14 protein-coding genes are annotated in these 13,974 nt (G+C 64.3%); 11 read left to right on the forward strand and 3 right to left on the reverse strand.

The features are described 5' to 3' along the window. Positions 1-20: 20 nt before the first annotated feature. The 4 genes from NKG59_RS12915 to NKG59_RS12930 all read left to right on the forward strand — a co-directional run bounded on the left by NKG59_RS12915 (position 21) and on the right by NKG59_RS12930 (position 4,625). Positions 21-719, forward strand: a complete 699-nt coding sequence (locus NKG59_RS12915; protein ID WP_253537296.1) for a haloacid dehalogenase type II — start codon at positions 21-23, stop codon at positions 717-719. A 73-nt stretch (positions 720-792) separates the two neighbouring features. Next, positions 793-2,373 carry a malate synthase A gene (gene aceB / locus NKG59_RS12920; protein WP_045204146.1) on the forward strand — a complete coding sequence of 527 codons (1,581 nt, stop codon included), beginning with the start codon at positions 793-795 and terminating at the stop codon, positions 2,371-2,373. A 239-nt stretch (positions 2,374-2,612) separates the two neighbouring features. Next, positions 2,613-3,083 (forward strand): SRPBCC family protein, encoded by a 471-nt coding sequence (locus NKG59_RS12925; RefSeq protein ID WP_045204145.1) that lies wholly within the window; start codon positions 2,613-2,615, stop codon positions 3,081-3,083. 84 nt (positions 3,084-3,167) lie between these two features. Then, positions 3,168-4,625: a DHA2 family efflux MFS transporter permease subunit gene (locus NKG59_RS12930; protein WP_253537300.1), complete on the forward strand. Its 1,458-nt coding sequence runs from the start codon at positions 3,168-3,170 to the stop codon at positions 4,623-4,625. Between the two features lie 44 nt (positions 4,626-4,669). On the opposite strand, the gene NKG59_RS12935 is transcribed toward NKG59_RS12930, so the two are convergent. Continuing rightward, positions 4,670-4,939: an acyl-CoA-binding protein gene (locus tag NKG59_RS12935; RefSeq protein ID WP_004626591.1), complete on the reverse strand. Its 270-nt coding sequence runs from the start codon at positions 4,937-4,939 to the stop codon at positions 4,670-4,672. Between the two features lie 173 nt (positions 4,940-5,112). On the opposite strand from NKG59_RS12935, the gene tsaB reads away from it, so the two are divergent. The 3 genes from tsaB to NKG59_RS12950 are packed head-to-tail and all read left to right on the forward strand — an operon-like array spanning position 5,113 to position 7,177. Then, the gene (gene tsaB, locus NKG59_RS12940) at positions 5,113-5,853 is read left to right on the forward strand and encodes a tRNA (adenosine(37)-N6)-threonylcarbamoyltransferase complex dimerization subunit type 1 TsaB (RefSeq protein WP_253537303.1); all 741 of its coding nucleotides are present in this window, start codon (positions 5,113-5,115) and stop codon (positions 5,851-5,853) included. Beyond that, positions 5,850-6,377, forward strand: a complete 528-nt coding sequence (rimI, locus tag NKG59_RS12945; protein ID WP_253537305.1) for a ribosomal protein S18-alanine N-acetyltransferase — start codon at positions 5,850-5,852, stop codon at positions 6,375-6,377. Before tsaB ends, rimI begins: the two co-directional genes overlap by 4 nt. Continuing rightward, positions 6,374-7,177: a uracil-DNA glycosylase gene (locus NKG59_RS12950; protein WP_253537307.1), complete on the forward strand. Its 804-nt coding sequence runs from the start codon at positions 6,374-6,376 to the stop codon at positions 7,175-7,177. Before rimI ends, NKG59_RS12950 begins: the two co-directional genes overlap by 4 nt. Before the next feature lie 27 nt (positions 7,178-7,204). On the opposite strand, the gene lplT is transcribed toward NKG59_RS12950, so the two are convergent. Further along, entirely contained in the window at positions 7,205-8,521 is a 1,317-nt protein-coding gene (gene lplT, locus NKG59_RS12955) for a lysophospholipid transporter LplT (RefSeq protein ID WP_045204140.1), read from the reverse strand. A 646-nt stretch (positions 8,522-9,167) separates the two neighbouring features. On the opposite strand from lplT, the gene alr reads away from it, so the two are divergent. The 4 genes from alr to NKG59_RS12975 all read left to right on the forward strand — a co-directional run bounded on the left by alr (position 9,168) and on the right by NKG59_RS12975 (position 12,854). After that, positions 9,168-10,292 (forward strand): alanine racemase, encoded by a 1,125-nt coding sequence (alr, locus tag NKG59_RS12960; RefSeq protein ID WP_045204139.1) that lies wholly within the window; start codon positions 9,168-9,170, stop codon positions 10,290-10,292. Positions 10,293-10,360: 68 nt separating this feature from the next. Next, complete coding sequence (gene radA, locus NKG59_RS12965; protein WP_024975828.1) at positions 10,361-11,731, forward strand: DNA repair protein RadA; 1,371 nt, start codon at positions 10,361-10,363, stop codon at positions 11,729-11,731. A gap of 108 nt (positions 11,732-11,839) precedes the next feature. Further along, positions 11,840-12,319, forward strand: a complete 480-nt coding sequence (locus NKG59_RS12970; RefSeq protein ID WP_232042687.1) for a disulfide bond formation protein B — start codon at positions 11,840-11,842, stop codon at positions 12,317-12,319. Positions 12,320-12,335: 16 nt separating this feature from the next. Further along, on the forward strand, positions 12,336-12,854 hold the full coding sequence (locus tag NKG59_RS12975) for a 2-thiouracil desulfurase family protein (RefSeq protein ID WP_253537309.1): 519 nt from the start codon (positions 12,336-12,338) through the stop codon (positions 12,852-12,854). Here the strand turns inward: NKG59_RS12975 and NKG59_RS12980 are convergent. After that, complete coding sequence (locus NKG59_RS12980; RefSeq protein WP_253537311.1) at positions 12,837-13,943, reverse strand: CaiB/BaiF CoA transferase family protein; 1,107 nt, start codon at positions 13,941-13,943, stop codon at positions 12,837-12,839. The two genes, NKG59_RS12975 and NKG59_RS12980, sit on opposite strands and share 18 nt — an antisense overlap. Positions 13,944-13,974: the final 31 nt, after the last annotated feature.

Genomic DNA, 13,974 nt, shown 5'->3' on the forward strand with positions numbered 1-13,974 from the left:
TCGGGTCCGTGGAGCTTCTGATGAGTTCGATTCGCGCGGTGGTTTTCGATGCCTATGGCACGTTGTTCGACGTGTATTCCGTGGCCGCGCGCGCCGAGCAACTGTTTGCTGGCAAGGGCGAAGCGCTGTCGGTGCTCTGGCGTGACAAGCAGATCGACTACACGCGCATCCGTTCGCTGGCCGGCCCCTCGGGCGAACACTACAAGCCGTTCTGGGACATCACCGTCGATGCGCTGCGCTATGCGGCGGCGCGCCTGGGCGTAGAGCTTTCCGCCCACGACGAAGCTACGCTGATGCGCGAATATGCGTGCCTGTCGGCGTTTCCCGAAAACGTGCCCGCGCTGCGTCGCCTGCGCGAGATGGGGCTGCCGCTGGGCATCCTCTCCAACGGCAACCCGCAGATGCTCGACATTGCCGTGAAGAGTGCCGGCATGTCGGGGCTGTTCGATCACGTGCTGTCGGTCGATGCGGTCAAGCTCTACAAGACCGCGCCGCAAGCTTATGCGCTGGCGCCGCAAGCCTTTGGCGTGCCGGTGGAACAGATTCTGTTTGTGTCGTCCAACGGCTGGGATGCTTGCGGTGCGACGTGGTACGGCTTCACAACGTTCTGGATCAACCGCCTGGGGCATCCGCCCGAGGCACTCGACGTGGCGCCCACCGCGGCCGGCCACGACATGCGCGATCTGCTGCAGTTCGTGCAGGCAACACAAGCGACATAAGGCATTGCATTCAATCGGCCCAGCCATAGGACCGAACCCGTTCAACCCTCACATCATCCTCTGGAGAACAACCATGGCGCTCACGCTGCCCCAAGGCATGGAGATCAAGGCCGAGATTCTGCCGGCCTACGAAGACATTCTGACCCCGGAAGCACTGGCGCTGGTTGCCAAGCTGCATCGTGCCTTCCAGCCGCGTCGCAAAGAGTTGCTGGCGGCCCGTGTTGAGCGCGCCAAGCGCCTTGACGCTGGCGAGCGCCCGGATTTCCTGGCTGAAACGAAGGCTGTGCGTGAAGGCGACTGGAAGGTTGCTCCGATTCCGCCGGCACTGCACTGCCGCCGTGTGGAGATCACTGGCCCCGTCGATGCCAAGATGGTCATCAACGCGTTCAACTCGGGCGCGGACAGCTACATGACCGATTTCGAAGATTCGAACTCGCCGAGCTGGCACAACCAGATCCAGGGCCAGGTCAACCTGAAGGCCGCCATCCGCCGCACGCTCACGCTGGAGCAGAACGGCAAAACCTACAAGCTCAACGACAAGATCGCCACGCTGCAGGTGCGTCCGCGCGGCTGGCACCTGGACGAGAAGCACGTGCTGATCGACGGTGAGCGCGTTTCCGGCGGCATCTTCGACTTTGCGCTGTTCCTGTTCCACAACGCCAAGGAGCAAATTGCCCGCGGCGCAGGCCCGTTCTTCTACCTGCCGAAGATGGAAAGCCATCTGGAAGCGCGTCTGTGGAACGACATCTTCGTGATGGCGCAGAACGAGATCGGCCTGCCGCAAGGCACGATCAAGGCCACCGTGCTGATCGAAACCATCCTCGCCGCGTTCGAGATGGAAGAAATCCTGTACGAACTGCGTGAGCACAGCGCAGGTCTGAACGCCGGCCGCTGGGACTACATCTTCTCGTGCATCAAGAAGTTCAAGGTCGACAAGAACTTCTGCCTGGCCGACCGCGCCAAGGTGACGATGACCTCGCCGTTCATGCGCGCCTACGCGCTGCTGCTGCTCAAGACCTGCCACAAGCGCGGTGCGCCCGCCATTGGCGGCATGAGCGCGCTGATCCCGATCAAGAATGATCCGGAGAAGAACGCCATCGCCATGGCTGGCATCATCGGCGACAAGAAGCGCGACGCGACCGACGGCTATGACGGTGGCTGGGTGGCTCACCCGGGCCTGGTCGAGCCGGCCATGAAGGAATTTGTGGCAGTGCTGGGCGACAAGCTGAACCAGTTCGAGAAGCAACGCCCGGACGTGGAAGTGAAGGCCGCCGACCTGCTGGACTTCCAGCCGGAAACGCCGATCACCGAAGCCGGCCTGCGCATGAACATCAACGTCGGCATCCACTACCTGGGTGCCTGGCTGGCCGGCAACGGTTGTGTGCCGATCCACAACCTGATGGAAGATGCCGCCACGGCCGAGATCTCGCGCTCGCAGGTGTGGCAGTGGATCCGCTCGCCCAAGGGCAAGCTGGAAGACGGCACCAAGGTCACGGCTGAACTGGTGCGCAAGCTGATCCCGGAAGAATTGGCCAAGGTGAAGGAGACGGGTGCGGTGGGCCATTTTGACCGCGCTGCAGAAATCTTCGAACAGATGTCGACGTCGGAAGACTTTGCGGAATTCCTGACCCTGCCGCTGTACGAAGAAATCTAAAACCTGCCCACGAGATCCTACTGCGCGCCCCGATCTTGGCCCTGTGATGCTCGCCGTACCCGTGTACGGCTGCGCTTCTCGAGCCAACCTCGGACCGCTCGCTACGGATCGTGAACAGGTTCAAGCGACGCTTGGGTCGCAACGGAAACGCCGGTTGGGGCAACCCGCCGGCGTTTTGTCATTTGGCGCAAGGCCAGCCAAGCCGCGCGATAATGTCACGAAATCTTTCGGAGGCCGCTTTGCGCTTTGAACACCTGGTGGAAGTCAACGATCCACTGAACCCCCTCATCGACACGCTGACCCTGAACCAGATCTGGCAAGGCCTGGTGCTGCGCGTGCGGGAGCAAACCGAATTTGTCGAAAGCCTGGACGAATGCATCATCACCGCTGAGGGTGACGGCTGGGTCGAGCGCGAACTCGTTTTCGGCAAGGCGCGCATCCAGGATCGCGTGACGCTCGAGCCGCACAAGCGCGTGACCTACACCACCGCAGCCACCGGTGAACACGCCGGCGGGTCGCTGACCATGACGATCGAGAGCAACGAGGCCAACGCCGCGTTCATCCGCTTCGTCTACGACACCACGCTACCCAGCGCCGACGAAACCGGCGACACGCGCTACGCTGAGATCGTCAAATCCGCCTATCGCGAATCCGACATCGACACCGTGCGCCGCATCCGCGAGATCGCCGCCACCGGCCGCCTCGGCTGACGTGTCCCACCTGGCCGGCGCTGGAGGAGGCGCCGGCCAGGTTTTCGCTCCACTGGTCGTCTCACACATCACTACAACGAGACCATGACGACATTCACGCCCACCCTGGAGGCCCTTCGCGCGCGTTACGGCGAGCGCTTCAAGTGGCTCGTGCTCTTTACGCTGATGGTCGGGGCGGTGTCGTCCGTCATCTCGGCCACCATCGTCAACGTGGCGATTCCCGATCTGAGCCGGCACTTCGTGCTCGGGCAGGAACGCGCGCAGTGGGTGTCGGCCAGCTTCATGGTGGCGATGACCTTATCGATGCTGCTGACGCCCTGGTTGCTGCTGCGTTTCGGACTGCGGCGCACGTTCATCGGCGCGCTGCTGCTGCTTGGCGTGGGCGGGCTGGCTGGCGGTCTGTCGCCCAATTACGAAGTGATGATCGCCATGCGGGTCGTGGAGGGCATTGCGGCCGGCATCATGCAGCCGCTGCCCAACATCCTCATCCTGCGCGTGTTTCCCGAACGGGAGCAGGGCAAGGCGTTCGGCCTGTTCGGTTTTGGCGTCGTGCTGGCGCCGGCCGTGGGCCCGAGCGTGGGTGGTTTCCTGGTGGAGTTGTTCGGCTGGCGCTCGATCTTCTTCGTGGTGATGCCGTTTACGTTGATTGGGTGGGCGATGGCGCGGCGCTTCATGGCCGTCAACTCGTCGATGGCGGGCGAGCCCAAACCGCTTGATTGGCGCGGGCTGTTGCTCATCGGCGGTGCAACCGTCACGCTGCTCAACGGCCTGGTCGCGCTGCACAGCGACGCGACGCACGGCATCGTGCTGATGCTCGTATCAGCCGTGTGTGTCGCGGGCTTCGTATTCTGGCAGCGGCGGGTGGAGTCGCCCCTGCTGAACCTGCGCCTCTTCAGCTACCGACAGTTTGCGATGGGGGCGGTGGTGGCGTTCATCTACGGGGCGGGGCTGTACGGTTCAACGTATCTGGTGCCGGTGTATATGCAGGTCGCGCTGGCCTACGCGCCGTCGCGTGCCGGGTTGGTGCTGCTGCCTGCAGGGCTGGTGCTAGCCGTGACGATCATGCTGGCAGGGCGGCTGACCAATCGCATCGAACCGTTCCGGCTGGTCTCGTTCGGTCTGGCAGCGCTGGCGCTTTCGTTCTTCCTGATGGCAACGAACACGCGTGCCACCAGCTACCTGTTGTTGATTGCCATTGCCATCGTCGGGCGGATCGGGCTCGGTTTTGTGCTGCCGTCGCTGAGCCTGGGCGCCATGCGCGGCGTCGATTTCACCTTGATCCCGCAAGGCTCCAGCGCCGTCAATTTCCTGCGTCAATTGGGCGGGGCGATCGGGGTGTCGGCCACGGGCATTTTTCTGCAATGGCGGCTCGCTGCGCGCGGTATCGAAACCGTGCATGGCGCCGCGGTCGACCCCGAAGCACGCATCCTGGCCTTCGATGAGACGTTCATCTTTCTCGGCACGCTGTGCGCACTGGCCGTGCTGGCCGCGTGGCGCATGCGCCGCCGAGAGCTGCCGTCCGCCATTCCTGCAACGCAATAAAAAACCGGGCGCAGAGCCCGGTTCTTCATTTGGCGATTCGACGATCAGGTCGTCGCGCCGCTCTTCAGTTCTTCGACGAGGTCGATGTACTTTTGCTTGGCTTCGTCCTGCGACGTGCCCTTCAGGCCTTCCCATGCCTCAAATTTGTAGCGGCCGACGATGTCGGTAAAGCCCGGCTTGTCGCCATGTGCGTCACCTTCGGCGCCTTGCTTGTACAGCGCGTAGAGGCGCAGCAGCGTCATGTTGGCGGGGCGTTCGGAGAGGCCCTTGACATCGATTTGGGCTTGGTCGAAACGGGCTTGCAGGTCGCTCATGATGATTCCCGGCTGAAAACAATGGTCTGGCGATGATAGCGCCGGGGTTGCACAGTCGGGCCGTTTGAATTCGAGGATGGCTTCGGTTTTCCGGTCGATTTTTAGCGCGTTTTCCCCATGGGCGGCCACGGGTTTGCGCCTTCGGGCACCACACCAGCCGGTACAATGCCGCCATGCCCTGGATTCTTGCTTTCGACACCTCCACCGAGTTCTGCTCCGTCGCCCTTGGTGACGGCACGCGCACGCTGTTCCGTCATGAACACACCGGCCCGCGCTCCAGTAGCCGCGTGCTGCCGGCGGCTTCCGAATTGTTGGCCGAGGCGGGTATCGCCCTGGCCGATTGCGCGGCGATTGCCTTTGGCGCTGGCCCTGGCTCGTTCACCGGTCTGCGCACGGCGTGCGGCGTGGCGCAGGGTTTGGCGTTTGGTGCAGACTTGCCCGTCGTCCCGGTCAATTCCCTCGTCGCCTGCGCGGAACAGACGCGCGTTACGTTGCCGGCCGGCACAGCCGTGACCATCGCCCTCGACGCGCGCATGGACGAGTGCTACTGGGCCAGCTTCGTGCCCGCTGATGCGGCGCAGGATGCCTCCGGCTGGCACGCGCTTTCCGCCATTCAGGTGAGCGGGCCGCAGAGCGTTGCCGCGCCGCCGCAGCCGTACTGGCTGGCGGGCAACGCCGCAGCAGTGTTCGGCGATCAGTTGAGCATTGCGGCAGGCGCCGCCGCTGTGTTGTCGGAAGTCGCGCCGCACGCTCGCGAGATCATCGCCGTGGGTCTGCGCCTCCTGGCTGCCGGCCATACGGTGCGCCCCGAAGACGCGGCGCCGCTCTATGTGCGTGACAAGGTCGCGCTCACCATTGAAGAGCGGCAGGCTGTGCAGCAGGCCAAGGCTGCAGCCGCGGGTGCACAGCCATGAGCCTGATCGAGAACGCGCTGGCCGGCGTCATCGCGCAAGCGCCGTTGCCTGCAGGCTGGCGCGCCGAGCGCATGACCGCACTCGATCTGGCGGGCGTCGCGGCGATCGAGCAGGCGGCGTTCACGTTTCCCTGGTCACGCGGTAACTTTGAGGATTCGCTCAAGTCCGGCCACATCGGCATTGTTCTGCGCGACGGCGGCAACGAGGTAGCGGGCTACCTGATCCTCATGCCGGTGGTCGATGAGATGCACCTGCTCAATGTGACCGTTGCGCCGGCGTGGCAGCGGCACGGGCTGGGCCGTTGGCTGCTGCGTCTGGCTACGGCACTGACGTTGGTGCATGGATTCGGCAGCCTGCTGCTGGAGGTGCGCCCCTCCAACACCGGCGCGATTTCGCTGTATCACCGTGTCGGGTTTGCCGAGATTGGTCGGCGCAAGCGCTATTACCCGGCCGAAAACAACACGCGCGAAGACGCGCTCGTCATGCGCATGGTGTGCGAAGCGAGCGGGGTGGAGGCTGCATGAATCGTCGATCCCGAATGCTGGAAGCGCTGGGCGTTTCGACCGAATGGACATTGCGCGGGGCTGAGCCGGCTGCGTTGGAGGCAGTCGAGGCCGTCGAAGCTGCCGTCGTCGAGCCAGTCGCCGTGGAGGTTGAGGCGGCTTCGTTTTTGGCTGCGGAGCCTGCGGCTGCGCGAGTCGAGCCGCCTGTCATCGAGGCACCGTCGGATTCGGTTGCCCCGCGCGCCCAGCGCATTGCCACCTTCGATTGGGCGCAGCTCGAAGCCGCTGTTTCCAACTGCACGTCGTGCAAGCTGTGCGAGCGCCGCACGAACACCGTTTTCGGCGTTGGCGACCGTCAGGCCGAATGGATGCTGATCGGCGAGGCGCCGGGCGAGCAGGAAGACAAGCAGGGCGAACCGTTCGTCGGCCAGGCCGGCAAGCTGCTCGACAGCATGCTGCGATCGATCGGCCTGTCGCGCGAGAAAGGCGTGTTCATCGCCAATGTGCTCAAGTGCCGCCCGCCCGGCAATCGCGATCCGGAGCCGGACGAGGCAGCGATGTGCGATCCGTATCTCAAACGTCAGATTGCGCTGGTCAAGCCGCGCATCATCGTCGTTCTGGGTCGCATTGCCGCACAAAACCTGCTGCAGACGCAGACGCCGGTTGGCAAACTGCGCGGCAAGGTGCACGAAGTGGAAGGCGTGCCCGTGGTGGTGACTTATCACCCGGCCTACCTGCTGCGTACGCTGACAGACAAGGCGCGTGCATGGGAAGACCTGTGTCTGGCGCGCAAGATCTACGCGGAGCGCGGCGGCCAGTAAGCCCCGGCCGGCGGGGCGGGCACTGCGTCAGTGGTGCTTGTCTTCGCCGATGAGCGCGGCGGTGTGGAACAGCTTTTCGTTGACGCGATGCCGGCGCATCACCAGCGCCATCGTCAGGCAGACGAAGATGCCAAACGACACGATCACCACGCCCACCGACACATTCAGCTTGATGAGCAGCGCGTACAGGCACAGCATCAGCAGCACCGAGACATTCTCGTTGAAGTTCTGCACCGCAATCGAGTGCCCGGCTGAAAGCAACACATGCCCGCGGTGCTGCAGCAGCGCGTTCATCGGCACCACGAAAAAGCCCGACATGGCGCCCACGAGCATCAGGAACAGGTAGGCGATCATCATGTACAGCGGCAGCTTCATCCCGCCGATGTGGAACGTGATTTCCGGGATCGTGTGCTTGGTGTAGAACGCCATCAGCATGACCACCGCGCCCATTGCCACGCCCACCGGCAGCACATCGAGCGAGCGGCGCAGCGGGATTTTAACGGCGGCAGCCATGGCGCCGGCAGCCACCCCCACGGCCACAACGGCCTGCAGAATGGCGCCCTGCGAGAGGTTTAGCTCCAGCGATTGTTCAGCCCACTTCAGCACGATGAATTGCAGCGTGGCGCCGGCACCCCAGAACAGTGTCGTCACGGCCAGGGAGATCTGGCCCAGCTTGTCGTGCCACAGGGCGTTGAAGCAGTCGGCAAACTCTGAAACGAGACGTACCGGGTTCTTTTCCTGCTGCGGATAGCGCGCGCCGGTATCGGGAATGCGCGTGTTGAACAGTGCCGCGATCAGGTAGATCACCATGATCACCAGCATGGCCGCTTCGGCCGGGGTGTCGATGCGCTCCAGCCCAGGAATGTCGAACGACAGCAGCCACGCCGATACATGGTTCGAGATCAACGCCCCACCCAGCACGGTGCCCAGGATGATCGAGCCGACGGTCAGGCCTTCGATCCACCCATTGGCGGCGACGAGCTTTTCAGGGGGAAGGAGTTCGGTAAGGATGCCGTACTTGGCCGGCGAATACGCCGCCGCACCGAAGCCGACCACACCGTAGGCGAGCAACGGGTGCAGGCCGGAAAGCATCACGCCGCAACCGACCAGCTTGATGGCATTGGTGATGAGCATCACCTTGCCCTTGGGCCGGGAATCGGCGAACGCGCCCACGAACGCGGCAAGTAGAACGTAAGAGAGCACGAAGAACAACTTGAGCAGCGGGGTCATCCACTGCGGCGCATGCATCTCTGTCAGAAGGGCGATGGCGGCAATAAGCAGCGCATTGTCGGCGAGCGACGAAAAGAACTGCGCCGCCATGATGATGTAAAAGCCCTTCTTCATACCTTCGAATTCGTCCCCGTAGACCGCGGTGCCATGTTCGTCTTCACGTCTTGCCGGCAGCGTGCCGGCGCTCGGAAGCGCCTTCCGGAGGTGCCGGCCAGGCGATGCGTCGGCTGACTGGCCGCGCAGCGCACAGGTGCGCGGTGGCGGCCTTGATGCCAGCGCCCGCGCGGCCTCCCCGGATTGTGGTTCCCTTGGGCGGGGCCCGTCCGGTGCTGCAAGAGATGCATCGCCGGGCAACCGCGGGAATCTTCACTGACAGGCGTTGGGGCCATGCGTTCCGCCCGCAGCTTGTTTTGGTCTCGCCTGTTTGCATAGTCAAACCGGATGTGACGCCATCGCGAAAAAAGAAGTGGCCGGTGCCCAACTTTCTCCATGCTGGCAGCGCATCACGACGGTTTTCCCATGCCTAAATTGAACGGCTTTATATCACGAAACTTGTGCGCTTCCGGTGACGGCGGCGCACTTTCTTTTTTGGCAGGCTCATGACAGGCGCGAACCAGTTGGCGTCCTGTGGTCAAATAGAACGCTCACTGCGTGAGGCCGGGCGCACGGCCCGCTCACAGCCTATTTGCATGTTGCATTGCAGCACCGACGCCGCGCCACGAGCGCGCCATCGCATTCACGTTTTTGCAGGTTTGCCGTCATGCCAAGACCCATCCAGGCCGTCATCCACGGCCCAGCACTTGCCAATAATCTCCAGGTTGCCCGCCGCCATGCGCCAAATTCGCGCGTGTGGGCTGTCGTCAAAGCCAACGCCTACGGCCACGGCATCGAACGCGCGTATGAAGGTCTGCGCCAGACCGATGGTTTCGGTCTGCTCGACCTGGACGAAGCCGTCCGCCTGCGCCAACTCGGGTGGCAGGGGCCGGTTCTCCTGCTCGAAGGTTTTTTCAAGCCGGAAGATCTGGCCATCGTCGAGCAGTACCGCCTGACCACCACCGTTCACTGCGAAGAGCAACTGCGCATGCTGGAACTGGCGCGCCTGAAAGGCCCCATCAGCGTGCAGCTCAAGATCAATACGGGCATGAGCCGCCTGGGCTTCGCGCCCGCCGCTTACCGCGCCGCATGGGAACGCGCCCGAGCCATTTCGGGCGTCGGCACGATTGTCCACATGACGCATTTTTCCGATGCCGATGGCCCGCGCGGCATTGAGCATCAGCTCACCGCGTTTGAACACGCCACGCAAGGTTTGCCGGGCGAGGCGTCGCTTTCCAACTCCGCGGCCACGCTGTGGCATCCGAAAGCGCATCGCGACTGGGTGCGCCCGGGCGTGATCATGTACGGCGCATCGCCGACGGGCGTGGCGGCGGACATTGACGGCACGGGCCTGATGCCCGCCATGTCGCTCAAGAGCGAGCTGATCGCCATTCAGGATCTGCAGCCGGGCGCGACGATTGGTTACGGCTCGCGCTTTACCGTGGAGCACCCAATGCGTATCGGCATCGTCGCGTGCGGTTATGCCGACGGCTACCCGCGCCATGCGCCGGGCTGGGACGGCAACCATACGCCGGTGCTGGTCAATGGCACGCGCACGCACATCGTGGGCCGCGTGTCGATGGACATGATTACCGTTGACCTGACCGGCGTGCCCGAGGCGCGTGTCGGCACGCCCGTCACGCTGTGGGGCGAAGGCTTGCCGATCGACGATGTTGCGCAGGCCTCCGGCACGGTCGGTTATGAGCTGATGTGCGCGCTGGCGCCGCGCGTGCCGGTATCGGTCGAACCGGTCAGCACGGCAGACGCCGGCGACCTGGGCAAGGCCGCTTGAGCGCGGCACCGTCAATACAAAGATCAAGCGGCCGCCGCCCATGCGCGGCGCCGTAAGCAGGGGGTTGTTTGGCCAAGAGCAAGACGGTCTATACGTGCACCGAATGCGGGGGCACGGCGCCGAAATGGGCGGGGCAGTGCCCGAATTGCCAGCAGTGGAACACGCTGGTGGAAACAGTTGCGCAGCCGACGTCCGGCGCCGGCGCGCGCTTTCAGTCGCTGGCATCGAGCGCGACGGTGCGCAAGCTGTCGGACATCGACGCAGTGGATGTGCCGCGCTTCTCCAGCGGTATCGACGAATTTGACCGCGTATTGGGCGGTGGCCTAGTCAGCGGCGGTGTGGTGCTGATCGGCGGTGATCCGGGCATCGGCAAATCGACGCTGTTGCTGCAGGCGCTGTCCAACCTGTCGGCCGATCGGCGCGTGCTGTATGTGAGCGGCGAAGAATCCGGCTCGCAAATCGCGCTCCGTGCGCGCCGACTGGGCATTGAGAGCCCGAACCTTGCGTTGCTGGCCGAGATTCAGCTTGAGCGCATCCAGGCGACCATCGAGGTGGAAAAGCCCGAGGTGGTCGTCATCGATTCGATTCAGACGTTGTATTCGGAGGCGCTGACCTCGGCGCCGGGCTCGGTGGCCCAGGTGCGCGAATGCGCGGCGCAACTGACGCGCATTGCCAAGCGGCTGGATGTGACCACCATTCTTGTCGGCCATGTGACCAAGGAAGGCGCGCTGGCGGGCCCGCGTGTGCTCGAGCACATCGTCGATACGGTGCTGTATTTCGAGGGCGATACGCATTCCGCCTACCGCCTGGTGCGCGCGTTCAAGAACCGCTTTGGCGCCGTTAACGAGCTGGGCGTGTTTGCGATGACGGAGCGTGGCCTGCGTGGCGTGGCCAATCCGTCGGCGCTGTTTCTCTCGCAGCACGAGCAGGTGGTGCCGGGTTCGTGCGTGCTGGTGACGCAGGAAGGCACGCGGCCGTTGCTGGTGGAAATCCAGGCGCTGGTGGACACGGCCAACGTGCCGAATCCGCGCCGCCTTGCGGTGGGCCTGGAGCAGAACCGGCTGGCGATGCTGCTGGCGGTACTGCACCGTCATGCCGGCATTGCGTGCTTTGACCAGGACGTGTTCCTGAACGCGGTGGGCGGCGTGAAGATTACCGAGCCGGCGGCGGACTTGGCGGTGCTGCTGGCGATCCATTCGTCGATGCGCAACAAGGCGCTGCCGCGTGGGCTGGTGGTCTTTGGCGAGATCGGTCTTGCCGGAGAAATCCGCCCGACGCCGCGCGGCCAGGAGCGCTTGAAGGAAGCCGCCAAGCTGGGCTTCTCGATTGCCGTGATTCCGAAATCCAACGCCCCGAAGCAGGCGATCGACGGGCTGGAGGTCATTGCCGTTGAACGCATTGAGCAGGCTATCGACCGGGTGCGGGCGCTGGAGGCATGATCGTTCAAAATTTCGCAACGGTATCGCTGATGCCATTTGAAAATGCGTGTGCCGTTGCGGTGCGATAATCCGCCAACTTTTCTCTACTCCCTCTGAACTGACGCCGCCATGCAAGCCAACTCGCGCGCCTTTTTCCTGCTGATTGCCGTGATCTCCTTCGGGCTGGTCGGCTATGCGCTGTACCTGCAGCACGTCGAAGGGCTCCAGCCGTGCCCGCTGTGCATCTTGCAGCGGTTCGCTTTCCTCGGCATTGGCGTGTTCTCGCTGCTGGCGGCGCTTTCGTCGGCCACGCGGCTGCTGTGGCATGGCCTGGGGATGCTGTCGGGGCTGGCAGGCCTGTGCGTGGCGGGGTATCACGTATCGCTGCTGCTGAACCCGAAGGCAACGTGCGGTATCGACCCGATCGAGAACTGGGTTAACGCGCTACCCACTGCCAAATGGTTGCCGCAGGTGTTCGAAGCCGATGGCCTGTGCGTTGGACCGATGCCGCCGGTGCTGGGCCTGTCGGTGCCAGTGTGGTCGCTGATCTGGCTGGTGATTCTTTCGCTGACGCTGGTGGTGGGAATGATCCGCCGCGAGCGCCGCTAAGCCGGAGCCGCCGGTCATGCAACGCGTGCTGGTGAGTGCCTGCCTGCTAGGCCAGCCGGTGCGCTATGACGGCGGCACGGTCGTCACTGAAGGCGGCATCCTGGCGCGCTGGCAGATGGAAGGGCGCATCGTGCCGATGTGCCCTGAGATGGCCGGCGGTTTGCCGGTGCCGCGACTGCCCGCAGAAATTCACGGCGAAGGCGGTGGTGCGGCGGTGCTGCGCGGCGTGGCCCGTGTCGTCGAACACCACGGCCACGATGTCACTGAGGCCTTTGTGCGGGGTGCGCAACGCGCCCTGGAGGCGGCGCAGGCGGCCGGCGCGCAAGTCGCCGTGCTTACCGAGCGCAGTCCGTCCTGCGGTTCTGAATTTCTCTACGACGGGACGTTTTCCAGCCAACTGCAACCCGGCGAGGGCGTTACCGCGGCGCTGCTGCGCCAGCACGGCATCCGCGTGTTCAGCCAGCATCAACTGGAAGAAGCCGCGCGCCTGCTCGATGCGCTGGATCGTGCCGACTCGTCAGTCGGCAAACCGTAGCGGCAGGGCGAGCTGCACGGGCTCGCCGTTTTCCTTCACCACGCTGTTGCGCTCAGCAAAGAGCGGATGTTGCAGCGCTTCTTCCATGCGCAGCACGGGCGTGACGCAGCAATCGGCATCGGCAAAACGTTCGGTCCATTCGGCTTGCGTGGCGGTCAGGAACAGCGCAGCAAGTTCGTCGCGAATGGCCCGTGCCTCATCGCCGCCAACGCGCTGGCCGAGGGCCCAGTGCTTGTCTTTCCATGCAGGCTTGCCGATGACTTCGCACATCACCTGCCAGAACTTCAATTCGAGTGCGCCGACGGCCATGAAACGGTCGTCTGCGGTGCGATACACGCCGTAGCATGGCACGCCGCCGTTGAGCAGATCGGTGCCTGCGGGGCTCGCCTTGCCGCGCGTGCCGACGGCAAAGAACGCCATCAGGTTGTGCGCGAACACCGAGTCCGTCATTGAAACGTCGACATAGCGGCCGTGGCCCGTGGCGCGCGCGTCGACGAGCGCGGCAAGGATGCCGACCACCGCCGTGAGCGCGCCGCCCAGTAGGTCGCCGATCTGCACGTTCGGGACGATGGGCGTGCCGTCTGCGCTGGCGAGCTGATCGAGCATGCCCGCGTAGCCGACGTAGTTGATGTCGTGCCCTGCGGCTTGTGCGAGCGGTCCGTCCTGGCCGTAGCCGCTGATGGAACACATGACGAGCGCGGGGTTGGCCGCGCGCAGCGTGTCCCAGCCAACGCCGAGACGCGCCATGACGCCAGGGCGGAAGCTTTCGATCAGCACATCGGCGTGGCGCACGAGTTCGATCAGGGCTTCGCGGTCTTCGGCGCGCTTGAGGTCGAGCCGCATTTCGGTCTTGCCGCGATTGAGTGAGCGGAAGAACAGGCTCGGACGCTCGGCCGCGCGATCAGCGGAGGAGCGCATCATGTCGCGGGCGTAGTCGCCTGGGCCGGGGTCTTCGATCTTGATGACTTCTGCGCCGAGGTCAGCCAGGTGGCGTGTGGCGGCCGGGCCGGGCAGCAGGCGCGTAAGGTCGAGCACGCGCACGCCGGCCAGAGGCTGGTGCGTGGCGGTGTCCGGCGAGGGCGATGTCATCAACAGGTCTCCTTGGCCGGGCACGCCAGCC

It is taken from the genome of Ralstonia chuxiongensis (genome assembly GCF_024158925.1).
Taxonomy (GTDB): Bacteria; Pseudomonadota; Gammaproteobacteria; order Burkholderiales; family Burkholderiaceae; genus Ralstonia; species Ralstonia chuxiongensis.

Excerpts from the sequence above, each read along its gene's own strand:
- NKG59_RS12915 (WP_253537296.1), top strand. The coding sequence starts at position 21 with ATGAGTTCGATTCGCGCGGTGGTTTTCGATGCCTATGGCACGTTGTTC.
- aceB (WP_045204146.1), top strand. The coding sequence starts at position 793 with ATGGCGCTCACGCTGCCCCAAGGCATGGAGATCAAGGCCGAGATTCTG.
- NKG59_RS12930 (WP_253537300.1), top strand. The coding sequence starts at position 3,168 with ATGACGACATTCACGCCCACCCTGGAGGCCCTTCGCGCGCGTTACGGC.
- NKG59_RS12935 (WP_004626591.1), bottom strand. The coding sequence starts at position 4,939 with ATGAGCGACCTGCAAGCCCGTTTCGACCAAGCCCAAATCGATGTCAAG.
- tsaB (WP_253537303.1), top strand. The coding sequence starts at position 5,113 with ATGCCCTGGATTCTTGCTTTCGACACCTCCACCGAGTTCTGCTCCGTC.
- rimI (WP_253537305.1), top strand. The coding sequence starts at position 5,850 with ATGAGCCTGATCGAGAACGCGCTGGCCGGCGTCATCGCGCAAGCGCCG.
- NKG59_RS12950 (WP_253537307.1), top strand. The coding sequence starts at position 6,374 with ATGAATCGTCGATCCCGAATGCTGGAAGCGCTGGGCGTTTCGACCGAA.
- lplT (WP_045204140.1), bottom strand. The coding sequence starts at position 8,521 with ATGAAGAAGGGCTTTTACATCATCATGGCGGCGCAGTTCTTTTCGTCG.
- alr (WP_045204139.1), top strand. The coding sequence starts at position 9,168 with ATGCCAAGACCCATCCAGGCCGTCATCCACGGCCCAGCACTTGCCAAT.
- NKG59_RS12970 (WP_232042687.1), top strand. The coding sequence starts at position 11,840 with ATGCAAGCCAACTCGCGCGCCTTTTTCCTGCTGATTGCCGTGATCTCC.
- NKG59_RS12975 (WP_253537309.1), top strand. The coding sequence starts at position 12,336 with ATGCAACGCGTGCTGGTGAGTGCCTGCCTGCTAGGCCAGCCGGTGCGC.
- NKG59_RS12980 (WP_253537311.1), bottom strand. The coding sequence starts at position 13,943 with ATGACATCGCCCTCGCCGGACACCGCCACGCACCAGCCTCTGGCCGGC.